Origin of the sequence: uncultured Halomonas sp., from assembly GCF_947501415.1 — a bacterium.
GTDB lineage: Bacteria > Pseudomonadota > Gammaproteobacteria > Pseudomonadales > Halomonadaceae > Halomonas.
On sequence record NZ_CANMVL010000005.1, the window covers coordinates 47,899 to 67,440 of the forward strand.

The following is a 19,542-nucleotide window of genomic DNA, read 5'->3' on the forward strand; positions in this document are numbered from 1 at the left end:
AGCCATTGGGTACCTGGCATGGCTGACGATCAAGGACATGCAGGACGCGGGGTGGCTGTGATGCGGCTGTTCGTCGAGTACCTGGGGCCGTCCACCAACGCCATCTATGCGGGTGTCCATTGGGCGCATCGCAAGCGGCACAAGGATGAGGCCGCCGCCGCGGTGAGGGCGGCAGTCCGCAATGCCGGCATCGGGCGGATTGAGAAGCGGGTAGACCTGGTGTTCCGGCCCCGCCTGGGCAAGGGGGTGCGTGCCCGCGACACCAGCAACAACAGCTACAGCGCCAAGATGATCGAGGATGGCCTGGTGGCAGCCGGGGTGCTGGAGGACGACACCCTGGCCTGCGTTCGCAAGGTGATCAACGAGCCACCAGAGATCGACCGCAAGAGCGAGACCGGAACCTGGGTAGAGATCAAGGAGGTGGTCGAGTGACCAAGTTCAGGGTAAGGCCGAAGACGGCAAGCATGGAGTCTCTGCGGCAGAAATGGCCCGAGAGGGTCATCCAGATCGATGACGAGCTCTGGGTTCTGCCCAGCTCGCTCGCCAAGATCGAGTGGCGAGAAATGCACCCGAAGACCGCGCTGACAGTCGGCATGAAGGCCAGGCAGTGCGTTGCCTACGATCGCCGGTGTGACGATGCGGCCCGGAGGCGTCGATGATCTACGGCCAACGCCCGGAGAGCATGACGCCGGAAGAGTGGACCATCGAGACGCAATGCCGCTTCGTCGCTAGAAAGATGCGAGAAGGGCGCAACCGCTCCGCCAGGCTGGCGATCTTCGAGGAGTGGCAGCGCAAGCTCCCGGCGATCACGAAAGAGCGGGTGGCGGAAATCTGGAAGCAAGGTGTACCGATGCCAAAAGGGAGAAGTGCTGCATGACGATCGATGAGTGGAAGCGCGTGGCAAACCCCTGGACGGTAGTCGAGGCGGCGGCAGAGAGCGAGGCGGCACGTGACGCGGCGGTGGTGCGCATCATCGACACGCTACTGGAACTACAGCTCGACCGGCGACACGAGCAGGTGGGATACCAGCCGTACAGCGTCACCGGCAATGTGCCGATGCCGCGAAGTACGCGAGCGGTCGATCAGTGCGCTCTCGCAGCCGAGCGCTATCGTCCCGACAGCGAGTGGCATCGAGCCTGCGCTTGGCTCCTCCGGCAGCTACCGCCCCGGCAGGCGGCGGCGATGCTGTTGCAGGCGGCCAGGGTGCGGCCTGAGCGCTTAGCAGAGGGAGCGGTGGCGCACTCGCTGTTCGCGGTGACGGCGAAGCAGATGGTGGAGCGGCAGGATGCCCTGCTGAGGGCGCTGGGCATGGCAGAGTGGGCGCCGCGTGGGTTCGAGAGCGTGCGGGCGATGCAGGACTGTGCCACCCGATCCCGTCACCAGCTCCGCGACTGGCTGAAAAACGAGAAGGTTCAGCAGGTTGCTTGACATAGTGCGTATGTCGGCCTACCCTGTTAGGTAGGCTGGCAGAGCTACGCTCGGAAAGCCACCACATCACGACGCCCTGCCCTCACCGGCGGGGCCGTTTGCGTTATGCCACCCCCGGCGGCCTTGCCCCCGCCCCTGGTGCGGGGTGGCACCCTATTGCAACGAGGTCACCATGCCTGATCGCCTATCGCGCCATTTCCGGCGTGCCGAGTTCGCCTGCCGCGACGGCTGCGGTTTCGACACTGTCGATGCGCAGACTCTCGAGATTCTCGAGGCTGTGCGCGTGGCGTTCGGCTCACCGGTGATCATCAATAGCGGGTGCCGGTGTCCGGCGCACAATGCCGCGGTGGGCGGAGTGCCGAACAGCCAGCACGTTCTCGGCAGGGCTGCTGACATCAGAGTGGTCGGACATGAACCCGCCGACGTGTACAGCTGGATAGAGCAACGCTTCCCTGCCGCTAGCCTGGGGCTGTACTCGACGTTCGTGCATGTCGATACAAGAACCGGCGGGCCTGCCCGCTGGAAGCGCTGATTCGCTAGAGGCCGGAAAGGCCCATCACTCATCTACGCAGGCCCACGGGGCACAGAGCCCGAGGAGGGCCGATTGGCGATGACAGAGGTCTCGGTCAAAGGCAGCCAGCTCGACCGCATCGAGAGCGGCGTCAACGAGCTAAACCAGCGCATGGCGCGGCTCGAAGAGCGCCAGTACAGCCAGGGGGTCAAGATGGAGACTCTCGAGATGCGCACCGACGATCACGCGGTGCGTCTTCGAGAGATCGAGGTCGCCCACGCGGTCAACAAGGCCACGATGACACAAGGCCAACAGAGACTGCTGGGGCGCTGGGCTGCTGTGGGCGCTGTGGCTCTGGTGCTGCTTAGTGCCGTCGGCTCGGCTGTCGGCAAGGCGGTGCTGGGCATTGTGGGGGTCGAGTGATGGAGTGGTCCGACATTGCTGAAACCGTGGGCAAGGTGGCGCCGGCGGCTGGCGCTGCCCTATATGGCCCTGCTGGTGCTGCAGTTGGCGGCCTCGTCTCTCGCGCTCTGGGTGTTGAGCAGTCACCAGAGGCGGTTGCACAGGCGATCGCTGACCCGCAAGCGGCGGAGAGGCTGCGGCGGCTAGACCGGGAGCATGAGCGGGAGATCCTGAGCCTGACGCTACAGGCGGAGACCACCCGGCTTGCCGAGATAAACAAGACCATGCGGGCAGAGACCGAGAGTGACTCCGCATGGCGTGCCGGATGGCGACCGTTCAACGGCTGGATGCTGGCCTTGAGTCTGGCGTCGGTCAATATCGGCCTGGTGGCCGTGGTGATCATGGACCCCGCGCAACTCCCCGAAGTGGTCGATGTGCTGATCTGGTCCGTGGTCGCCCAGGGTGCCGTGCAGGGTGTGAACATCAAGCAGCGCTCCAACGACAAGGCGCGTCAGCTCGGGCAGGCGCCAAGCGGATTCATGGATGCGATCAAAACACGGGTGTCTGGAAAGTAAATCGCACCAACGTTCGAGAGAAGTGAAAGATTCCCCGGGGATATATCTGTCCCGCGTCAAGTAAATGGAACCACCCAAGCCCTGGCACCCGCCGGGGCTTTTTTGTACCTGCGCCCTTCACACGGCGCATAAACCACAGAGCCTTACGGGATGAGCCTATTGGGGACGGCAGTGTGTCGCCTCTGTGGGCTGTCAGTACCCGTGTGAACTCTAGGCTCATCGCCATAAGGACGACACACCATGAGCAACGTCATTCCTTTTGATTACCAGGGCCAATCCGTCCGCTTCGACAAGGACGGGTGGATCAGTGCGACTGACATCGCAAAGCGCCACGGAAAGCGCCTGAGCCATTGGCTCGAAAATGATGAGACGCAACTCTACATGGCATCCCTGGCACGGCATTTAAATATCCGGGATTCCGGCTATTTGATTCGGGCGTACAGAGGCCGCGGCGGTGGAACCTGGCTGCACCCCAAGCTAGCTGTTGCCTTCGCTCGATGGATCGATGTCGATTTCGGCGTCTGGGCAGACATGCTCATTGACGACATTGTTCATGGTCGCGCCACCGTGCGGCAGCAATTCGATCAGGCGTGCCGAGACCTCGATGACCAGAATCAGCGCGGCAGTCTCGCCGGTAGCGAACTGGCGCGACACCGTTGGGTGAAGCCGTCATTGGAGCAGCGAGTCGCATATTTTCGTGACCAGTTGCAGCTCAGGCTGGATGTTGCATGAGCACAGGGGTGGTCAAATTGACCACGGCTTCATACGCAAGGCCCAGCCATGCGCGGGCAAGCTCTTCTCGATGAGGCAACCATGGCAAGACCCACCAAGTATAAGGCTGCGTTCGCCGAGCAGGCCCGCAAGCTGTGCTTGTTGGGCGCCACGGACGCCGAAATGGCAGACTTCTTCGAGGTTTCTGAGTCCACGATCAATAAGTGGAAGAAGGATCATAGGGCGTTTTCGGAGTCCATAAAAAGCGGCAAGGTCATGGCTGACGCCGAGGTGGCGACTCGTCTGTATGAGCGCGCCCTCGGGTACAGCCACCCCGAAGAAAAGGTGTTCAACAACCAGGGCGAGATCGTCACCCACCAGACAACCAGGCATTACCCGCCCGACACGACTGCCGCCGCCATCTGGCTGAACAATCGCAAGCCAGACAGGTGGCGCAACAAACCCGAACCGGACGGACAGGACGACACGCCTCAGCCGGTTAATGTCGTCTTCAAGGTGCAGGATGCCAGCAACCCCGAACGAAACCGAGGCGACGCTTAACCGCCCGCAAGGTCAGTTCCTGGCGATGCCTCAGAAGTTCCGGGCCTACGTGGCCGGCTTTGGCTCCGGCAAGACATGGGTAGGCTGTGCCGGCATCGGTCGCCACGCCTGGGAGCATCCCCGCATCAATATGGGGTACTTCGCGCCGACCTATCCGCAGATTCGCGACATCTTCTATCCGACCATCGAGGAGGTTGCCCACTCGCTCGCCTTGCGCGCCGAGGTCCGAGAGGCTAACCGCGAGGTCCACCTGTACAGCGGACGCCAGTACCGCTCCACCGTGATATGCCGATCGATGGACAAGCCTGGAAGTATCGTCGGCTTCAAGATCGGGCACGCCCTGGTCGACGAGCTGGACCTGATGGCCACCGCCAAGGCCGAGATGGCCTGGCGCAAGATTATGGCGAGGATGCGCTACAACGTTGCCGGCCTCAAAAACGGCATCGATGTGACGACGACGCCCGAGGGCTTCAAGTTCGTCCATCAGCAGTTCGTCAAAGCGCTGCGCGACAAACCTGAGATGACGGCGCGGTATGGGCTGGTTCAGGCCTCGACCTACGACAACGAGGCGAACCTGCCTGATGACTATATCGACGCGCTCCTGGAGGCCTATCCGCCGCAGCTGATCGACGCCTACCTTCGTGGCCTGTTCGTCAACCTGACCACCGGCACGGTCTATCGCCAGTTCGATCGGGCATTGAATGCCTGTATGGACACCGTGCGGCAGGGCGAGCCACTGTTCATCGGCATGGACTTCAACGTCGGCAAGATGGCGGCGGTGACCCATGTGAAGCGTGACGGCCATCCCAGGGCGGTGGACGAGATCATGGGCGGCTATGACACGCCCGATATGATCCGCCGCATTAAAGAGCGCTATTGGCGCTATGACGGCAACGACTACACCAAGACTTGCGAGATCCACGTCTACCCTGACGCCTCGGGCGACTCGCGCCGATCGGTCAATGCCTCTACCACCGACATCGCACAACTTCGAGACGCCGGATTTCGGGTGGTGGTGAATGCCAGCAACCCCCCAGTCAAAGACCGGGTTAATTCGATGAATGCGGCGTTCTGCAATGCGAAGGGAGAGCGTCGGTACAAGGTGAATCCGTACGCCTGCCCAACCTACACCGACGCCCTGGAGCAGCAGGCTTGGAGCAAACAAGGCGAGCCTGACAAAGAGAACGACAAGGACCACCCGAACGACGCAGCCGGTTACTTCATCGTGAAGGACTACCCGATCAACAAGCCGGCCAGCATTGGCCATATCCGTTTCTGAGGAGCCACCATGCCCGTCGAAACACCGCATCCCGCGTACATCGCGCATGAAAAGAAAGCCCAGCGCGTGCGCGATGCCGTGGCGGGTACGGACGCCATCAAGGGCGCCCGCACGGCTTACCTGCCGCATCCTGTGAGTGGCTATGAGCGGCTGGCAGGAGAGCTCAAGCAAGAGGCTGACGAGCGCTATGCTGCTTACCTACAGCGCGCCTCCTGGTTGGGGGTCACTGGCCGCACTCATGAAGGAATGCTGGGCGGTGTCTTCCGCAAGCCGCCGGCTGCTGACCTGCCGGCGAGCATCGACTACATGCTCGAGGACGCCGATGGCTCCGGCATGGCCCTGGAGCAGTTCGCCAAGCTGTGCGTCTCCGCCCTGGAGCAATCGGGTCGCGCCGGCGTCCTGGTGGACTACCCCGAGGCCGAGGACGGCCTGACCCGTGAGCAGACTCGCGGCATGAAGGCCACGCTTCGCTTTTACGACAGCCAGAGCATCATCAATTGGCGTCGCGAGGGCGAGGCCCTGACACTCGTGGTGCTGCAAGAGGCCTACGAGGATGAGATCGATGAGTTCGAGCGCAACTGGGAGAAGCAGTACCGCGTTCTTCGGCTCGAGGATGGCGTTTACACCCAGGAGGTGTACCGAGACAGCAAGCCGGCCGGCGATAAGGTCACGCCTCGCGATGCTGCCGGCAACGCCTGGCGGGAGATCCCGTTCCAGTTCCTGGGCGCCAAGAATAACGATGAGATTCCAGACAAGCCGCTGCTGCTCGACATCGCTGATCTGAACATTGCTCATTACCGCAACAGTGCCGACCTCGAGGAAGCAGCGTTTCTATGCGGCCAGCCGATGCTCCACGTTGATATCGGCGACATGGACTCGAATCAGTGGCAAGAGCTGAACCCGAACGGCGTGCAGGTCGGTAGCCGCCGCGGTATCCAGACCAAGGGTGGCAGCATTGCCATGGTTCAGGCTGAGGAGCGCAATCTCCCGCTTTCGCTGATGGAGCAGAAAGAGCGGCAGATGCTGGCCATCGGCGCTCGGCTGATCGAGCAGCGTGGCCAGAATGAAACAGCCGAGGCCGTCAGGGCTCGCAGCGGCGCCGAAAACGCGAGCCTGTCCAGCGTGGCTACCAATGTCAGCAATGGTCTTGAGAAGGCTCTACGCTGGGCCCTGGGCTTCATGGGTGGTACCGGCAACGTCAGCTATCAACTCAACCAGCAGTTCTACGCTGAAGATGCCGACCCTCAGGAGGTCATCGCTCGCATTCAGGAGCTGGATCGCGGCCTGATCGCCAAGAAGGACTACCGCGACTGGCGTCGTCGCACGGGGGGCATTGACCCCAAGCGGACGGATGAGGAAATCGATGACGAGGCCCAGGCCGGCGGTACCACCATCGGAGCGCTGTAATGACCGCTGAATGGAAGCTGTTGGAAAGGCTTGTGAGGCATCAGGTTCTCCTTCAACGCCTCAGCAGCGGCCAGATCAAGCGCGCCTTGCCGGTGCTGCGTCAACTCGCAAAGGACTTGCGAGGCCGTATCGCGGCTGCCGACGCTACCGAGTTCGGCATGAGCCGCATGCTGGAGCTGGAGCGCGATATTCGCGTACTGGTGACCGAGGGCGTCGAGTCGCTGCAAGGCCGCCTTGAGCTGGATGAGATCGCCACACAGGAGGTCGACTTTGCCGAGCGCCTGCTGGGCGCCTCTGTGACCGTCGACCTCGCCCAGGGTGTTCAGGCCGACATGGTGGCCGCCGTCATGACCCGCCGGCAGTTGACGCTGGTGGCCGGTGACGAGATCAAGCGGTTGACCATCCCGCAGATGTTCAAGGAGTTCGATGAGGCGGTGGGTCGCGATGCTCTCAGTCTCGTAAGGGCCGGAGTGCTGGAGGGCAAGACACAGCAGGAGTTGGCCCGAGGTGTGGCGGAGTTGGTGCAGACCCGTAGCCGCCGGCAAGCCGAGGCGGTGATTCGTACAGCGGTCAACGGAATAAGCGGGGCAGCACGCAACGAGGTGTACACCGCCAACAGCGACATCCTCGAAGGCGAGAAGTGGACCAGCACACTCGACGGGCGCACATCAGCGGTATGCCGAGCTCGTGATGGTGTCGTGTACTCCCTCAACAGTGGGCCTCGACCACCTGCTCACTACAACTGCCGCAGCCTGATGCGCCCCGTTATCAAAGAGGAGTACCGCATCGCAGCCGTTGGCGATCGCGCCTCGATGGATGGGCCGGTGGATTCTCGTGTGACGTATGGCGGCTGGCTTAAGCGTCAGCCACGAGAGTTCGTCGAGGATGTGCTGGGCAAAGAGAAGGCCGGCCTTTTTCTCGCCGGCAAGGTTCGCATTGACCAGTTCGTGGACGACATGGGGCGCTCGCTGACCTTGGACCAGCTCCGGCAGAGATACGACCTTACGATGCAGTAGCACCCCTACACCGATTACCACGGCCCCGCCATCGAGCGGGGCTTTCTTTTGCCCGCAGGCAGCGGGCGAACGCATCAACACAGGAGCTGATGATGCCGATTCAGGTAGAGCACGAAGGCCAGACGATCACCGTCTACACCGAGGACGAAGTCACCGCCAAGGTCGACGATGAGGTGAAGGGCCTCAAGGTCACGAATCAGAACCTCAAGGACGAGAAGAAGGAGCTGGCCGACAAGCTCAAGGCTGTCGATGAGGAGAAGCGCCAGGCCGAGGAAGACAAGGCCCGCGCCGACGGCGACCTCGAGAAGCTCCAGCGCCTGATGGACGAGAAGGCCGACGAGCAGCGCCGCGCTTACGACAAGCTGATCTCCGACATCCGCAAGGAGAAGGTCGGCAACGCGATCAACGACATCGTCACCGAGCTAGGCGCGGGCGGCACCCGCAACGAGGATCTGCGAGACCTCCTGAAAACGCGCTTCGAGTTCGATTACGACAACGAGTCTGGCCAGGTCACTGTCGCAGGTGACGGCATCACCTCGCTGGACCAGTTGAAGAAGACCGTTCAGGAATCCGGGCGCTATGACGCCTACCTGGCCGGCTCTCAGGCATCGGGTGGAGGCTCCCCCGGTAGCCAAGGCGGAGGCCCCGCTACGAAGTCACTTAAAGACATGAACGCAACCGAGGAAGCGCTATTCGCCCGGGAAAATCCCGAGGAATACCAGCGCATGCTCGAGCGAACCTGACCCCACCGTAAAAGGAGCCTCACATGGCCACCGTACAACTGGCGGACATCTACAATCCGCTGACCTTTGCCCGTCGCGAGCAGGAATCCCAGCTCGAGCTGAACAACTTCATTCGCTCCGGCGTGATGGTCGAAGACCCGTCCGTCCAGGCGCAGATCGCCCAGGGCGGCAATATCGGCGAGCTGACCCAGTTCGCGCCGCTCGGCACTCAGGAGCCGAACTACAGCAACGACAACCCGGCAAACACCTCGACCCCCAAGAAGGTGTCGAGCCAGAAAATGACCTTCCGCCTGGCCGCGCAGAACCAGAGCTGGTCCACCATGGACCTGTCTCGGGAGCTGGCCCTGCAGGATCCAGTCGGGGCCATCACTGGGCGCGTTGGCGAGTACTGGGCAACCACCAACGAGAAGCGCCTGATCCGCTCTTGCCTGGGCATTCTGGCCGATAACGTGGCCAACGATGGTGGTGACATGCTCAAGAGCGTGGCCACTGATGCCGCCGGCGCCGTCACGGATGACGAGCGCATCAATGCTGACGTGGTGCTGGATGCCAAGCAGACCATGGGTGATCACGCCTCCAGCCTGCAGGCGATCGCCATGCACTCGGTGATCTATACCCGACTGCAGAAGCAGAACCTGATCGTCTATATCCCCAATGCTCGCGGAGAGGTGGTCATCCCGACCTACCTCGGTTACACCGTGATCGTCGACGACTCCATGCCTGCAGTGGCTGGCACCAACCGCATCACCTACACCTGCGTGCTGTTCGGCGCGGGTGCGGTGGTGTCTGCAAGCGGTCGCGTCAACACCCCCTCCGAGATGAAGCGCAATCCGGATGCTGGCAACGGTGGTGGCGAGGAGATCATCTACTCGCGCCGCTCCGACCTGATCCACCCGCTGGGCTTCTCCTTCACCTCCTCTAGCGTGGCCGGTCAGTCCGCCACCCTGGCCGAGCTGGAGGCCGCCGCCAACTGGAATCGCGTCTGGAACCGCAAGAACGTGCCCCTCGCCTTCCTGCAGGTCAACGACTAATACCTAATGGCCCGCCTTCTGGCGGGCCTATGCCGAGGAGATTCGAGCATGGCAGAAGCCAAGACCACTCAAGCGAAGCGGGGCGCCGAAGCCGATCAGAAGCCCGCTGATAAGCCAACAGCCGGCCAGCAGGTATCACTCGCCCTGGCCAATCTTGTATCTAGCGGAATGTCGCTCAAGGAGGCACGCAAGCGCCTCGGGGAGGGGTGATGGCGCGCGCTCCACAGATCCGCCCGACAGGCGTTCGTCTGCTCAAGCCTGTGGGGCCACTGACTCAGCGGCAGCAGTTCCACGTCTGGAATCAGCAGCGCCGACAGCAATCTGCGAAGACCCCCGTCATCCTCGCCAAGCCCACGAACTTGACCGTCACGGAGGTCTGACATGGCGACATACATCACCGCCGCCGATGTCGAGGGCGTGCTGGGCGCCGGCTGGGAAGGCTCCGGCGACAAAGACCGCGCCGTGCTGGAGGCCAACACCTGGCTTGCCGCCAAGGGCATCACCGCCAGTGATCCCGTCGAGAGCGAGATCATCAACGCTGGCTCGCTGATTGCCCAGCTTGCGGCCCAGGGCAAGCTCTATGCCGACTCTTCGACAGGCGGCTCGGTGATCCGAAAGCGCGTGAAGGCTGACACGGTAGAGAGCGAGACGCAGTACAGCGCCGGCACCACCAGTGTGCCCGGGCAGCTTCGCCTCGCCACCGACATGCTGCGTCCCTTCATGAGTGGCGGCACCGGCTCCACCTTCGCTGTGCGGAGGGCGTGACATGGGCCTGCGTGACGACATTCAGGCGGACATTGCCGCCGCCTTCGACGCCGACCTTGCCGATGCAGTGCGGGCATTCTCGGCAAGCCGTGAGGTGCCCGGCAGCGTGTTCGACCCGACGACCGGCACCTATCCCAGCACGACCGAGACCTACACCGGGCGCGGCGTGTTCGGCGGCTACTCGGCTCAGGAGGTCGATGGACAGCATGTCCTTGCCACCGATGTGAAGCTCACCGCACTGCAAAACGAGCTGACCGACGCGCCCAAGATAGGCGACACCCTGGACGGCTACCGCGTGATCAATGTAGGCAAAGACCCGGCGTCGGCAACGTGGAGCATTCAGCTCAGGAGGTCTTGATGGCGTGGAAAGGCACCAGGCCCAGCGCGTTTGGAAAGAAGATCCCAGCCGAGGTGGGCAAGCGCACTCGTGCCGCTGCTATGCAGGCGCTGTCAGGCGTGATCGAGCGCAGCCCAGTGGGCAACCCTGATCTTTGGCAAAGGCCGGCCCCTGAGGGCTATGTTGGCGGAGCTTTCCGTGGCAACAACGTGGTCAGCGTGTCAGCCCCGGATTACTCAGCGGATGAAAGCGCCATCGATCCAGATGGACAGCGAGCGCTTGCTATGGGGTCCGCCGTTATTGCCGCTACGCGAGGCGCACCGTTCACGGTGATCTATGTGCAGAACAATTTGCCGTATGCCGAACGGCTTGAGAGCGGCTATTCCGGCCAGGCACCGGCAGGCGTGTACGCCATCACCTTCAGCAACCTGCGTGAGGCCAGCCGATGACGCTTGAGCAAATCCGCCTCACTGTCGCCACGCGCCTTGCTCAATGGCATGACGCGCCTATCGCCTGGAATAACCTGCCGGCCTCGCCCTCAGTGAAGGCCGCTCAGGATGCCGGCAGCCCGTGGGTGCGCGCCACCTTGCTGCCAGGCGATGCACAGCTTGCCGCTTTCGATGACAGCGTGATCGACTCCGGTCTGCTGGCTCTGCAAATCTTCACGTCGCGCAATGTCGGTGAGCGCCCCGGCATCCTGATAGCGGATAGCCTACGCGCTCACCTGGCTCACTACCGCGCCGATGGCGTGCGCCTACGTCAAGGCAATCCGGGCAGTGGCCCGCCTGACGACAACTGGCACATGATGACGCTGCAAATCCCCTTCAGCGCCTACTAGCCCACCCCTGACCCAACCTGCCCGCCATGCGCGGGCTTTTTTGTGCAAGCGAGAGGAGTTCCCCGCATGGCAATCGTCGACATGCAAGGCACCACCGTAACCATCAGTGACGGAGGGAGCCCCGGCACCCCCGTTCCTATTGGTGAGATCTACTCCATGAGTGGCTTCGATGGTGAGGCGCCGGACAACGACATCACCACCTTCGCATCCACCGCGCAGGAGTATCGCCCTGGCCTGCAAGACAACGGCAACGTCAGCTTCGAGCTGTTCCGTGATGCTGCTGACGCCGGCCAGCAGGAGTGTCTGACCGCGCGTGCCGCCCAGGCGACCCGCGAATTTGTCATCACCTACGAGGATGGCTCGACTGACACCTTCAACGCCTACGTCAAGTCTCTGTCCAAGACCGGCGAGCGCGGCGGCCAGATGACCGGCACGCTCAATATCCGTATCTCCGGCGAAGTGACCGAAGCTGCCGGCCCGTAATCAACGCGGCGCCACGGACGGCGCCATCAAGGATGTACCCATGACCCTGACCCGTGACCAGATCCTCGGCGCTGCCGACCTCAAGACCGAGCGCGTCGACGTTCCCGAGTGGGGCGGCGAGGTGATCGTCTCCGAGATGTTCGGCACCGCCCGTGAGGAGTACGAGCGCATCATCTTCGACCGCAACGGCAAGCTGGTATCAGACAAGAGCCTGCGGGCCTGCCTGGTGGCCGCCAGCGTGGTGGACGAGGAGGGCGCCCTGCTGTTCAGCAAGGCCGACGTTGACGCCCTGGGGCGCAAGTCCAGCCAGGCGCTGCACCGAGTGTATGACGCCGCGCTGCGACTCAACGGCATGGCGCCAGACGCCACCAAGGGTGCGGCAAAAAACTCCTGACCCAGCCGGGCCAGCGGCGGCTGCAATACATCTGGCTGGCCCGTGACCTGGGAATGCACCTGCGCGAAATGCTCGCCACTCTCACCGCCGCCGAGATCACCGAGCAACTGGCCGCCTCCGCGCTGAAAGACAGCAAGTGGCGCGAGGAGCTGGCCGAAGAGATCGAGCAAGATCGCATCGCCCAACTGCCGCCCGCCGAGCGCGTCAAGATCCAGAAGGCCGTGCTACGCGGCAGAGCATAGGAGCCACCATGGCGGACCAAAGCCGGTTAGAAATCGTCGTCGACAGTCGTGGCGCCGAGCGCAATGTACGCCGTGTGCGTGACGAGCTGGAAGGCGTCGAGCGGTCATCTCGCTCGGCCATTCGCGGCACCGAGGGTATTTCCTCGGCCTTGTCGGATGCCGACCGGGCTGCTGGTCGCTATGTCGACTCAGCCGGCAAGATGCGTGAAGCCAATGGCCGCTTCGTGGCCGGCGCGCAGTCGTTTTCCGGCGCAACCAGCGGCATCTCAAGCAGCGCGCAATCTGCTGCGGCAGACCTGGCACGGCTGCGAACGGTTGCGGTCGCCGTGGGTGGCGCACTGGCCGCCATCGGTGTCACCACCGGTGTCTCCTCGGCCATTCGCGAGATCGCCGACTTCCAGACCGCCATCAACGGCCTGTCTGCTGTGTCGGGCGCCACGGGCGATAGCCTGGCCGCACTGGAACAGCAGGCGCGCACACTGGGTGCCACCTCGCAATTCAGCGCACAACAGGCCGCCGAGGGGCAGCGATTCCTCGCCCAGGCTGGCCTCGATGTGAACGAGATCCTGAGCGCCACGCCTGGCATTCTCCAGCTCGCCACCGCTGCACAGCTAGACCTGGCCACCGCCGCCGACATTGCTTCCAACGTGCTGGGCGGCATGGGGTTGGAGGTCAGCCAGCTCGGGCGCGTCAATGATGTGCTGGCGGCAACCGCCTCGCGCTCCAATACCAGCATCGAGCAGCTTGGCGATGCGCTCTCCTACGCGGCGCCATTCGCTCGTGCGGCAAATGTCAGCCTGGAAGAAGCCGCCGCCGCCATCGGTGTCATGTCCGACGCCGGCATTCAGGGTAGTCGTGCCGGTACCGGCCTGCTCGGCGTTATCCGCCAGCTCTCCAACGTTACCCCGGCTGCCGAGAAGGCGCTCAACGCCGCTGGCCTCTCCATCGAAGACGTCAACATCGAGGCTCGCGGCCTTCAGCCGGTGCTGAAGGCGCTGCGTGGTGCCAACCTGTCGTCTGCCGACGCCATCAAGATATTCGGCTCCGAGGCGGGTGCCGCTGCGCAGGTGCTGGTGAGCGACTACACCGGGGCGATCACCGGGGCCGAGGGCGAATCACAGCGCATGGCCGACACCCTCAACCAGGGGCTGGGGCCGGCCTTCAAGTCGCTCGGCTCGGCCATTTCCGAGGCCACCCTGCAAATGGGTGATAGCGGCCTGGCCGGTGCGCTGGAGTCCGCCGTTCGCGGTGCCACTGGCGTCATCAGCGTGTGGAATGGCATGGGGCGCGAGTTCCAGACCGCCAATGGCGTGACCGACGAATACATGCAGACGGTGGAGGCGACAGCCACGGCGGTCGAGATTGCCGCCGCGCTGATTGGCGGGCGCCTGGTGGCAGCGCTGGGCACTGCTACTGCTGGCATGGTCACCGCCACCGGGGCAGCGACGGCGCTCAAGGCGGCCGTGGGCGGGTGGCCGGGCATCCTGCTGGCGGCAGGCGCCGGAATCTACACCTTCCGCGAGGAGCTTGGGTTGGTGCCAGGCCCGGCCAAGAGCGTGGCCGAGAACGTCGACGAGATCACCTCAAGTCTTGAGGGGCTGAGCGAGGCGATGCTCGACACCCAAGTGGCCGCCTTCGGCGCGGAGCTGGTGCAGATAGGCCTCCAGGCTGATCGCCTCGCCACCCGTATCGAGTCGCTGAAAAAGACTGCCAGCAGCCCGCACAGCTATGGCCAGGGCCAGCAGGGTGATATCAGTGAGGGCATCGTCAGGGCCGAGGCGCAGCAGCAAGAGCTGAGCAACCGCGCCCAAGCAATTACCGAGGCCATGGACGAGCTGCGCGGCCTCAAGGAGGGGTTGGGCGAAACCGGCGAGGCGGGCGACCGGGCGGGCAATGCCCTCGACCGCCTCGGCACCACCGCCGACTCCCTCGTGGCCAAGTTCCAGCCGATGCTGACGAGCGATGTGCAGGGAATCCTCGATAAAGCGGGGCCTGGCGCCACCATCGACGGCCAGGGGCAGATCCGCGACGCCTGGGGCAACTTCATCCCGACGCTACAGCGTCAGCTTGAGGCCCAAGTCAAGGACCAGCTCACCGCCCACACTGCCGAGCAGAATATGACGGCAGGGCTTGAGGCGCTGGGCGAGAAGATCGCCGGCAGTGTTGAGTCTGCTGTTACCAAGCTGGTGCCGACCGGCGAGCAAGAGGGTGTTCCAGATAGAGCTGGGGCGCCGAGAGTGGCCAACATTCGGCTATCACTGGCCACCGAGGCGGGCGAGCAGGCTGCCGAGGGCGAGGTCAGCGAGTCGCTGGTTGCGCTACTGGAGCAGGCGGCCGCTGGGGCAAGCGCCCGCTAACGACTGGCCTCGGCGCTGCACTCTGCCTGCATCAGCGAGACGATGCTGGACAGGTTGGCGGGCATGGGACTGTAGATCAGGCGCACTCCTTCATAGAAGGCCGCCTTCGCGGGCGCGTCGCCAATGCCGGCGCCCACCTCAAGCACGCGCCTCTCGCTGACCCCGTCGGCGTGAAGGTCGGCAATCATCAGCGCAAGGTCGGTGAAAGCCTCGCGATCCTGTGCGGTAAAGCAGTCCGCCGACGCCACTGCCGGCACCAGGGCCATCGCTGCCACCCATGCCACCCATCGTTTCATTGTTGCCTCCTGTTTTCGACGAGCCTAGCACATGAACCCAAGACAGCTAATTGCCCGCGCCCGCTCGCGGGTCGAGGCAAGCCCCGAAGAGCGCCTGCGCCGCTTGCAGATATGCGAGCAGTGCCCGCATGCCATCGTCACCCGCATCGCCGGGCGTGATGTCGCCAGGTGCGGCTCGTGCGGCTGCCCGCTGGCCTCGCGCACTCGATTCAAGCGCATCCCCGGTTACGGTGAGGTGCACTGCCCCGAGGGCAAGTGGTGACCAAATCCCCCTGGTGTTGCGCTATCCTGATCGGCCACAACCTACAAGGAGGTCAGGATGAGGGGAATCATATTGCTGGCGCTGCTGTGCCTGGTGCCGCTGGCTGCTGAAGCTCAGATGAAGTGCCCCGATGGCTCCTATCGGCATAGCTGTCCCGGTGGAGGAGGGCAGGGGGTGAGTGGCAATCTCTCCACCTATGAGGGCCCTTCGCCGCAGGCCCTTCCGCCGCTGCGCTTCAACACCCGGGGCAGTCAGGACTCACGCCGCTACCGGAGTGCCGGGGAGGCGACGCGCAGCAGCCAGTCGCTGGATGGGCCGCGCTCCACTCATCAGCGGGCACGAGCGGCGGGGCTCTCGCGCAACGAGCTGGTGCGTGCGCGCAATCGCGGCCAACTGCTGGTGGGCATGAGCCGCAGGGACGTGGATCACATCATGGGCTCGCCGGACGATGTGAACACCTACGTCAACTCGGGCCGTCGCTGCGACAACCTGTGGTACCGCGACAGCCGCCGCGGTTGGCATACCCGGATCACCATGTGCAACGGCAAGCTGACTAGCTACGGCGCCGACAGCCGCTAGCTCGACACCACCCAACACCAACGCCCCGCTTCGAGCGGGGCGTTTGCATGATGGCCTCGGCACTCGCCGGGGCTTTTGCGTATCTGGAGACCCCTATGGCCTGGAAGCTCTACACCGACGCCGCCTGTAGTCAAGAATTCGGCGGCACGCTGACGCTCGTCCACAAGACCGACCTGTCCGACAACCCGCAGGACACCCAGCTCTGGTACGCCAACGTCGATGACGACCCCGGCGACAACCAGATCCTCGAAAAAGTCGAGGCGACCGCGCCCGGCACCAACCCGATCACCCTGAGCATCGTCGACACCACCCCGGGCTCCGGCCACGAGGCGACCGAGATTACCCTGGCCAAGACCGCCGCCGGGCTGGGCACCGCCACCGCTGGCGCCTCGCTCGATCTTGGGCAAGACGACGCCTCCATCGGCGTGGTGCGCATCCTCTCCGGCGCAAGCGCTGCCGAGGAGGTCAATATCCGCGTCGAGAACGCGGTGACCACGCCGGGCAGCTCCACCGAGCTGAGCATCGAGATCGTCGAGACCATCGACCGCGACACGAGCGTATAAGGGGCCGACATGGCGCTATCAAAGCCGACCAATTTGCAGGTGCAGACGCTTGAGCCGCTGGTCGGGGTGGCGCAATCCGTCGAGCGTTATGTGGCCGCCGGCCCGTTGGTGCCGGTGCATCAATATATCGACGACACGGCCAGCCTGGCGCCCGCCGTTCGCATCGGCATCACGCAGCTCGTCGACGACAGCGCGGTGATTCGCCCCGCCGGCACGTTGGTGGGTGTCACGCAACTGGTGGACGACAGCGCCACGCTCCGGCCAGCCGCCACATTGGCTACGCTGGAGCAGGAGGTCGTTACCTACAGCGACCAGCCGGCCTCGACGCTGGTGGCGATCAACCAGGCGGTCGAGCGTCACGCCTCGGCCCAGGCGCTGGTATCGCTGCGCCAGGTGGTGCACTCCGTCGCTCAGGCCGCTGAGATCACCACGCTGATCCTCCTCGATGGCCAGGACATCACCGCCCGCTGCGCCCCGGCGTTTGATGTGCAGGCGAGCGAGGGCGATAACCGCACGGCCCAGATCATCTACCGCCCGCCCTCCGGCCCCATCAGCATTACCGGCTACCAGGGCAGGCCGGTGGAGATCCAGCGCAAGATCGCCGGCACCTGGGTGACGCTGTTTACCGGCTGGGTCGATGTGCCGACCTACCGCCGCGACACGCGCACCCTGCAACTCGCCTGCTCCGACCTGCGCTCCGAGCGGTTGGGGCGTGAGAGTCGAGACCGCCTCAAGCGCCTGACCGGCGGTGTATATAGCAATATCGCTCAGCGCGAAGACGCCGAGGGCGAGCAGTGGGTACGCGAGCTGCTCAAGACCGTCGAGGGCTCGCTCGACTACACCGGCAGCGGGTCGCTGCGCTATCGCCCGTGGGCCATCGGCACGCCACGCTATACGCTCACCGCCGACAAGATCCACCACCGGGAAATCAACCTGGAGTTCGCTACCCGCTCCGAGATCGTCAACCGCGTGACCGGCGTGCTGGAGTATCGCTACTACCGGCGCAATACGTTCGAGCATAGCGTCACGCTCGGGATGCGTCGGTCATATAACGGCGCCATCGGGTCGCAGACGGGCCAGTTGCCACATCCGGGCGCCAAGATCCCCTCGCGCTCCGACATGAGAGCCGCCGCAGAGGGCGTCAGCGGGTGGCATCTTGTTTCCTTTGTCGTCTCCGGGCTGCCGCCTAACGGGTGGTACAAGACCGGCGTGAAACCTAGTGACAAAACGTCGTGGTACGCGAACGAGGGGGCGAGGGCGAATTATGGCATGGGATTCTCGGCCACAATCGCCCGCTACATCAGCCAGCCAAAACGCGAGCGTTATGAGATCAAGGTCGAGGCACCCGAGTCGATCGACCAGTTCGGTGAGATCGCCGGCAGTGCCATGCGCCTGGCGGCAGAGACTCGCGTTGACCCGTCAATCTTCGAGGAGCGCGGCTGTGTGATCGTCGCCAACCCAGACGACCGGCGGGGCGATGTCGACCAGGCCATCACCGCGATGCAGCGCATGGCGGCCAAGGAGATCAGGTCCGGCCACCGCAAGAACCACGCCTCGTTTCGCTACAAACCGCGCGGTGGCGACCTGCTGCCGGTGGAGATTGGCGACACCATCGCGGTGAGCAACAGCGAGATCAGCGCGACGGGCTACGTCACCGAGCTGCGCCATGTCGTCACCGCCCATGGCGACCGCTACACCGATGTGCGGCTGTCGATCAGCCGGGTGGATAGCTCGCAAAGCGTCAGCGAGGACTGGAGCCTACCCGCGCCGCCGAGCGGTTACAGGCTCACGCCCGCGCCGGACAATCAGCTCGAAACACCATCCTGCCCCATTCCCGAGGTCGAGGGGCAGGACACGGAGCAGGGCGAGAGCCGCATCGAGGATAACGGTAGCGTCTACGTCGTTGCCCCCTCCATCGGGCGCGAGCATGTCGACGAGATCATCGGCACGCGCAAGCACACATACCCCGTCAAGATTCCCCGCAACCAATTTGAAGTGGAGGTGCCCTGATGGCACGACGCATCTCGTGGACAAATAACAGCACCGGCCATGACGGCACGCGCATCTATCGCGCCACCGCGCCCATGGACCCGCAGGCCCTGCCGGCGCCCCTCGCCACCGTGGCCGCCGGCACGACCGAGCACATCGACGGCGAGGAGCTGGCAGATGGCACCTACTACTACCGCGTGCAGGATTACAGTGGGCAGGAGGTGTCGGCGGTGAGTGATGAGCAGAGCTTATTGATAGGCGATAACTACTCCGCAGCCCAGATCGGGGACGAGATCGGTGGCGGCTATTTTGCGGGCATCATGCTGGATGAGATGGACGCCGACTATGCACTGATCGTATCACCAAAGGCGGAGGGCGACCCTGGCGGCAAACTGAATTGGCAAAGCGCCCGGGACTTCGCCGCGGGGCTGTCGATCGCCGGGCACACCGACTGGGCGCTGCCGACCCTCGACGAGATGCGCATCCTCTACCGCGCCTTCAAGCCCTCGACCCATAGCAACAATACCAGCTATGGCGCAACAGACCGTGTAGACCCCGCGCTGGGCAACTACACCAGCGGCGACCCTACCCAGACCACCCTGGCCGAATTCCAGAGCGGCGGCCCGGAGGCCTTCGTCGCGAGCTACTACTGGTCAGCGACGGAGAGTTCGTCCTCGTACGCGTGGGACGTGAGCTTCGTCAATGGCAGCGAGTACAGCACCAGCAAGACCAACAGCGGCTACGTGCGCGCAGTGCGACGCGTGCTGATTTAG

Annotated in this window: 28 protein-coding genes; 27 read left to right on the forward strand and 1 reads right to left on the reverse strand. The window is 63.9% G+C overall.

Annotation, left to right across the window (positions count from 1 at the left end; genetic code table 11):
* Positions 1-60: 60 nt before the first annotated feature.
* From Q0894_RS03885 to Q0894_RS03990, 22 genes are all read left to right on the forward strand, one after another.
* Positions 61-432, forward strand: a complete 372-nt coding sequence (locus Q0894_RS03885; protein ID WP_299231689.1) for a hypothetical protein — start codon at positions 61-63, stop codon at positions 430-432.
* 223 nt (positions 433-655) lie between these two features.
* Entirely contained in the window at positions 656-877 is a 222-nt protein-coding gene (locus Q0894_RS03890) for a hypothetical protein (RefSeq protein WP_299231690.1), read from the forward strand.
* Positions 874-1,428: a hypothetical protein gene (locus Q0894_RS03895; RefSeq protein ID WP_299231691.1), complete on the forward strand. Its 555-nt coding sequence runs from the start codon at positions 874-876 to the stop codon at positions 1,426-1,428. Before Q0894_RS03890 ends, Q0894_RS03895 begins: the two co-directional genes overlap by 4 nt.
* 172 nt (positions 1,429-1,600) lie before the next feature.
* A complete protein-coding gene (locus Q0894_RS03900; protein WP_299231692.1) occupies positions 1,601-1,960 on the forward strand; it encodes a D-Ala-D-Ala carboxypeptidase family metallohydrolase in 360 nt (119 codons plus the stop codon).
* A gap of 78 nt (positions 1,961-2,038) precedes the next feature.
* Entirely contained in the window at positions 2,039-2,362 is a 324-nt protein-coding gene (locus tag Q0894_RS03905; protein ID WP_299231694.1) for a hypothetical protein, read from the forward strand.
* The gene (locus tag Q0894_RS03910; RefSeq protein WP_299231696.1) at positions 2,362-2,916 is read left to right on the forward strand and encodes a 3TM-type holin; all 555 of its coding nucleotides are present in this window, start codon (positions 2,362-2,364) and stop codon (positions 2,914-2,916) included. Before Q0894_RS03905 ends, Q0894_RS03910 begins: the two co-directional genes overlap by 1 nt.
* 240 nt (positions 2,917-3,156) lie before the next feature.
* On the forward strand, positions 3,157-3,648 hold the full coding sequence (locus tag Q0894_RS03915; protein ID WP_299231698.1) for a KilA-N domain-containing protein: 492 nt from the start codon (positions 3,157-3,159) through the stop codon (positions 3,646-3,648).
* 81 nt (positions 3,649-3,729) lie between these two features.
* Positions 3,730-4,188 carry a hypothetical protein gene (locus Q0894_RS03920; protein WP_299231699.1) on the forward strand — a complete coding sequence of 153 codons (459 nt, stop codon included), beginning with the start codon at positions 3,730-3,732 and terminating at the stop codon, positions 4,186-4,188.
* Complete coding sequence (locus tag Q0894_RS03925) at positions 4,151-5,467, forward strand: terminase family protein (protein WP_299231700.1); 1,317 nt, start codon at positions 4,151-4,153, stop codon at positions 5,465-5,467. Before Q0894_RS03920 ends, Q0894_RS03925 begins: the two co-directional genes overlap by 38 nt.
* 9 nt (positions 5,468-5,476) lie before the next feature.
* Complete coding sequence (locus tag Q0894_RS03930) at positions 5,477-6,874, forward strand: DUF4055 domain-containing protein (protein ID WP_299231701.1); 1,398 nt, start codon at positions 5,477-5,479, stop codon at positions 6,872-6,874.
* Complete coding sequence (locus Q0894_RS03935; protein ID WP_299231702.1) at positions 6,874-7,890, forward strand: phage minor head protein; 1,017 nt, start codon at positions 6,874-6,876, stop codon at positions 7,888-7,890. Before Q0894_RS03930 ends, Q0894_RS03935 begins: the two co-directional genes overlap by 1 nt.
* An 89-nt stretch (positions 7,891-7,979) precedes the next feature.
* On the forward strand, positions 7,980-8,633 hold the full coding sequence (locus tag Q0894_RS03940; RefSeq protein ID WP_299231703.1) for a hypothetical protein: 654 nt from the start codon (positions 7,980-7,982) through the stop codon (positions 8,631-8,633).
* Positions 8,634-8,656: 23 nt separating this feature from the next.
* Positions 8,657-9,664 (forward strand): major capsid protein, encoded by a 1,008-nt coding sequence (locus Q0894_RS03945; RefSeq protein ID WP_299231706.1) that lies wholly within the window; start codon positions 8,657-8,659, stop codon positions 9,662-9,664.
* Between the two features lie 48 nt (positions 9,665-9,712).
* Positions 9,713-9,874, forward strand: a complete 162-nt coding sequence (locus Q0894_RS03950; protein ID WP_299231707.1) for a hypothetical protein — start codon at positions 9,713-9,715, stop codon at positions 9,872-9,874.
* 171 nt (positions 9,875-10,045) lie between these two features.
* The gene (locus Q0894_RS03955; RefSeq protein ID WP_299231708.1) at positions 10,046-10,429 is read left to right on the forward strand and encodes a DnaT-like ssDNA-binding protein; all 384 of its coding nucleotides are present in this window, start codon (positions 10,046-10,048) and stop codon (positions 10,427-10,429) included.
* 1 nt (position 10,430) lies between these two features.
* Positions 10,431-10,787 carry a glutamate 5-kinase gene (locus tag Q0894_RS03960; protein ID WP_299231709.1) on the forward strand — a complete coding sequence of 119 codons (357 nt, stop codon included), beginning with the start codon at positions 10,431-10,433 and terminating at the stop codon, positions 10,785-10,787.
* Positions 10,787-11,215: a hypothetical protein gene (locus tag Q0894_RS03965; protein WP_299231711.1), complete on the forward strand. Its 429-nt coding sequence runs from the start codon at positions 10,787-10,789 to the stop codon at positions 11,213-11,215. The genes Q0894_RS03960 and Q0894_RS03965 overlap by 1 nt, the downstream gene beginning before the upstream one ends.
* The gene (locus Q0894_RS03970) at positions 11,212-11,604 is read left to right on the forward strand and encodes a phage tail terminator-like protein (RefSeq protein ID WP_299231713.1); all 393 of its coding nucleotides are present in this window, start codon (positions 11,212-11,214) and stop codon (positions 11,602-11,604) included. The genes Q0894_RS03965 and Q0894_RS03970 overlap by 4 nt, the downstream gene beginning before the upstream one ends.
* 66 nt (positions 11,605-11,670) lie before the next feature.
* On the forward strand, positions 11,671-12,087 hold the full coding sequence (locus Q0894_RS03975; RefSeq protein ID WP_299231715.1) for a phage tail tube protein: 417 nt from the start codon (positions 11,671-11,673) through the stop codon (positions 12,085-12,087).
* Positions 12,088-12,127: 40 nt separating this feature from the next.
* Entirely contained in the window at positions 12,128-12,481 is a 354-nt protein-coding gene (locus Q0894_RS03980) for a hypothetical protein (RefSeq protein ID WP_299231717.1), read from the forward strand.
* 53 nt (positions 12,482-12,534) lie between these two features.
* Entirely contained in the window at positions 12,535-12,723 is a 189-nt protein-coding gene (locus Q0894_RS03985) for a hypothetical protein (protein WP_299231719.1), read from the forward strand.
* Between the two features lie 8 nt (positions 12,724-12,731).
* Positions 12,732-15,080, forward strand: coding sequence for a phage tail tape measure protein (locus Q0894_RS03990; protein WP_299231721.1), 2,349 nt, complete (start codon positions 12,732-12,734; stop codon positions 15,078-15,080).
* Here the strand turns inward: Q0894_RS03990 and Q0894_RS03995 are convergent.
* The gene (locus Q0894_RS03995) at positions 15,077-15,376 is read right to left on the reverse strand and encodes a hypothetical protein (RefSeq protein ID WP_299231723.1); all 300 of its coding nucleotides are present in this window, start codon (positions 15,374-15,376) and stop codon (positions 15,077-15,079) included. The genes Q0894_RS03990 and Q0894_RS03995 overlap by 4 nt on opposite strands.
* Before the next feature lie 31 nt (positions 15,377-15,407).
* Here Q0894_RS03995 and Q0894_RS04000 point away from each other — a divergent pair, with 31 nt between their 5' ends.
* From Q0894_RS04000 to Q0894_RS04020, 5 genes are all read left to right on the forward strand, one after another.
* Positions 15,408-15,638, forward strand: coding sequence for a hypothetical protein (locus Q0894_RS04000; protein ID WP_299231725.1), 231 nt, complete (start codon positions 15,408-15,410; stop codon positions 15,636-15,638).
* Positions 15,639-15,695: 57 nt separating this feature from the next.
* Complete coding sequence (locus Q0894_RS04005; RefSeq protein WP_299231727.1) at positions 15,696-16,217, forward strand: hypothetical protein; 522 nt, start codon at positions 15,696-15,698, stop codon at positions 16,215-16,217.
* A 95-nt stretch (positions 16,218-16,312) separates the two neighbouring features.
* Positions 16,313-16,780 (forward strand): hypothetical protein, encoded by a 468-nt coding sequence (locus Q0894_RS04010; RefSeq protein WP_299231729.1) that lies wholly within the window; start codon positions 16,313-16,315, stop codon positions 16,778-16,780.
* 9 nt (positions 16,781-16,789) lie between these two features.
* Positions 16,790-18,790 (forward strand): hypothetical protein, encoded by a 2,001-nt coding sequence (locus tag Q0894_RS04015; RefSeq protein WP_299231731.1) that lies wholly within the window; start codon positions 16,790-16,792, stop codon positions 18,788-18,790.
* Positions 18,790-19,542, forward strand: a complete 753-nt coding sequence (locus Q0894_RS04020) for a DUF1566 domain-containing protein (RefSeq protein WP_299231733.1) — start codon at positions 18,790-18,792, stop codon at positions 19,540-19,542. Before Q0894_RS04015 ends, Q0894_RS04020 begins: the two co-directional genes overlap by 1 nt.

What these genes read in the sequence shown, in the direction of transcription:
- Q0894_RS03980 (WP_299231717.1), top strand. Translation starts at nt 12,128, where the DNA reads ATGACCCTGACCCGTGACCAGATCCTCGGCGCTGCCGACCTCAAGACC.
- Q0894_RS03925 (WP_299231700.1), top strand. Translation starts at nt 4,151, where the DNA reads ATGCCAGCAACCCCGAACGAAACCGAGGCGACGCTTAACCGCCCGCAA.
- Q0894_RS04000 (WP_299231725.1), top strand. Translation starts at nt 15,408, where the DNA reads ATGAACCCAAGACAGCTAATTGCCCGCGCCCGCTCGCGGGTCGAGGCA.
- Q0894_RS03960 (WP_299231709.1), top strand. Translation starts at nt 10,431, where the DNA reads ATGGGCCTGCGTGACGACATTCAGGCGGACATTGCCGCCGCCTTCGAC.
- Q0894_RS04010 (WP_299231729.1), top strand. Translation starts at nt 16,313, where the DNA reads ATGGCCTGGAAGCTCTACACCGACGCCGCCTGTAGTCAAGAATTCGGC.
- Q0894_RS03890 (WP_299231690.1), top strand. Translation starts at nt 656, where the DNA reads ATGATCTACGGCCAACGCCCGGAGAGCATGACGCCGGAAGAGTGGACC.
- Q0894_RS03900 (WP_299231692.1), top strand. Translation starts at nt 1,601, where the DNA reads ATGCCTGATCGCCTATCGCGCCATTTCCGGCGTGCCGAGTTCGCCTGC.
- Q0894_RS03990 (WP_299231721.1), top strand. Translation starts at nt 12,732, where the DNA reads ATGGCGGACCAAAGCCGGTTAGAAATCGTCGTCGACAGTCGTGGCGCC.
- Q0894_RS03975 (WP_299231715.1), top strand. Translation starts at nt 11,671, where the DNA reads ATGGCAATCGTCGACATGCAAGGCACCACCGTAACCATCAGTGACGGA.
- Q0894_RS03885 (WP_299231689.1), top strand. Translation starts at nt 61, where the DNA reads ATGCGGCTGTTCGTCGAGTACCTGGGGCCGTCCACCAACGCCATCTAT.
- Q0894_RS03940 (WP_299231703.1), top strand. Translation starts at nt 7,980, where the DNA reads ATGATGCCGATTCAGGTAGAGCACGAAGGCCAGACGATCACCGTCTAC.
- Q0894_RS03935 (WP_299231702.1), top strand. Translation starts at nt 6,874, where the DNA reads ATGACCGCTGAATGGAAGCTGTTGGAAAGGCTTGTGAGGCATCAGGTT.
- Q0894_RS04015 (WP_299231731.1), top strand. Translation starts at nt 16,790, where the DNA reads ATGGCGCTATCAAAGCCGACCAATTTGCAGGTGCAGACGCTTGAGCCG.
- Q0894_RS03945 (WP_299231706.1), top strand. Translation starts at nt 8,657, where the DNA reads ATGGCCACCGTACAACTGGCGGACATCTACAATCCGCTGACCTTTGCC.
- Q0894_RS03910 (WP_299231696.1), top strand. Translation starts at nt 2,362, where the DNA reads ATGGAGTGGTCCGACATTGCTGAAACCGTGGGCAAGGTGGCGCCGGCG.
- Q0894_RS03995 (WP_299231723.1), bottom strand. Translation starts at nt 15,376, where the DNA reads ATGAAACGATGGGTGGCATGGGTGGCAGCGATGGCCCTGGTGCCGGCA.
- Q0894_RS03955 (WP_299231708.1), top strand. Translation starts at nt 10,046, where the DNA reads ATGGCGACATACATCACCGCCGCCGATGTCGAGGGCGTGCTGGGCGCC.
- Q0894_RS03965 (WP_299231711.1), top strand. Translation starts at nt 10,787, where the DNA reads ATGGCGTGGAAAGGCACCAGGCCCAGCGCGTTTGGAAAGAAGATCCCA.
- Q0894_RS03985 (WP_299231719.1), top strand. Translation starts at nt 12,535, where the DNA reads ATGCACCTGCGCGAAATGCTCGCCACTCTCACCGCCGCCGAGATCACC.
- Q0894_RS03895 (WP_299231691.1), top strand. Translation starts at nt 874, where the DNA reads ATGACGATCGATGAGTGGAAGCGCGTGGCAAACCCCTGGACGGTAGTC.
- Q0894_RS03930 (WP_299231701.1), top strand. Translation starts at nt 5,477, where the DNA reads ATGCCCGTCGAAACACCGCATCCCGCGTACATCGCGCATGAAAAGAAA.
- Q0894_RS03915 (WP_299231698.1), top strand. Translation starts at nt 3,157, where the DNA reads ATGAGCAACGTCATTCCTTTTGATTACCAGGGCCAATCCGTCCGCTTC.
- Q0894_RS04020 (WP_299231733.1), top strand. Translation starts at nt 18,790, where the DNA reads ATGGCACGACGCATCTCGTGGACAAATAACAGCACCGGCCATGACGGC.
- Q0894_RS03950 (WP_299231707.1), top strand. Translation starts at nt 9,713, where the DNA reads ATGGCAGAAGCCAAGACCACTCAAGCGAAGCGGGGCGCCGAAGCCGAT.
- Q0894_RS03920 (WP_299231699.1), top strand. Translation starts at nt 3,730, where the DNA reads ATGGCAAGACCCACCAAGTATAAGGCTGCGTTCGCCGAGCAGGCCCGC.
- Q0894_RS04005 (WP_299231727.1), top strand. Translation starts at nt 15,696, where the DNA reads ATGAGGGGAATCATATTGCTGGCGCTGCTGTGCCTGGTGCCGCTGGCT.
- Q0894_RS03970 (WP_299231713.1), top strand. Translation starts at nt 11,212, where the DNA reads ATGACGCTTGAGCAAATCCGCCTCACTGTCGCCACGCGCCTTGCTCAA.
- Q0894_RS03905 (WP_299231694.1), top strand. Translation starts at nt 2,039, where the DNA reads ATGACAGAGGTCTCGGTCAAAGGCAGCCAGCTCGACCGCATCGAGAGC.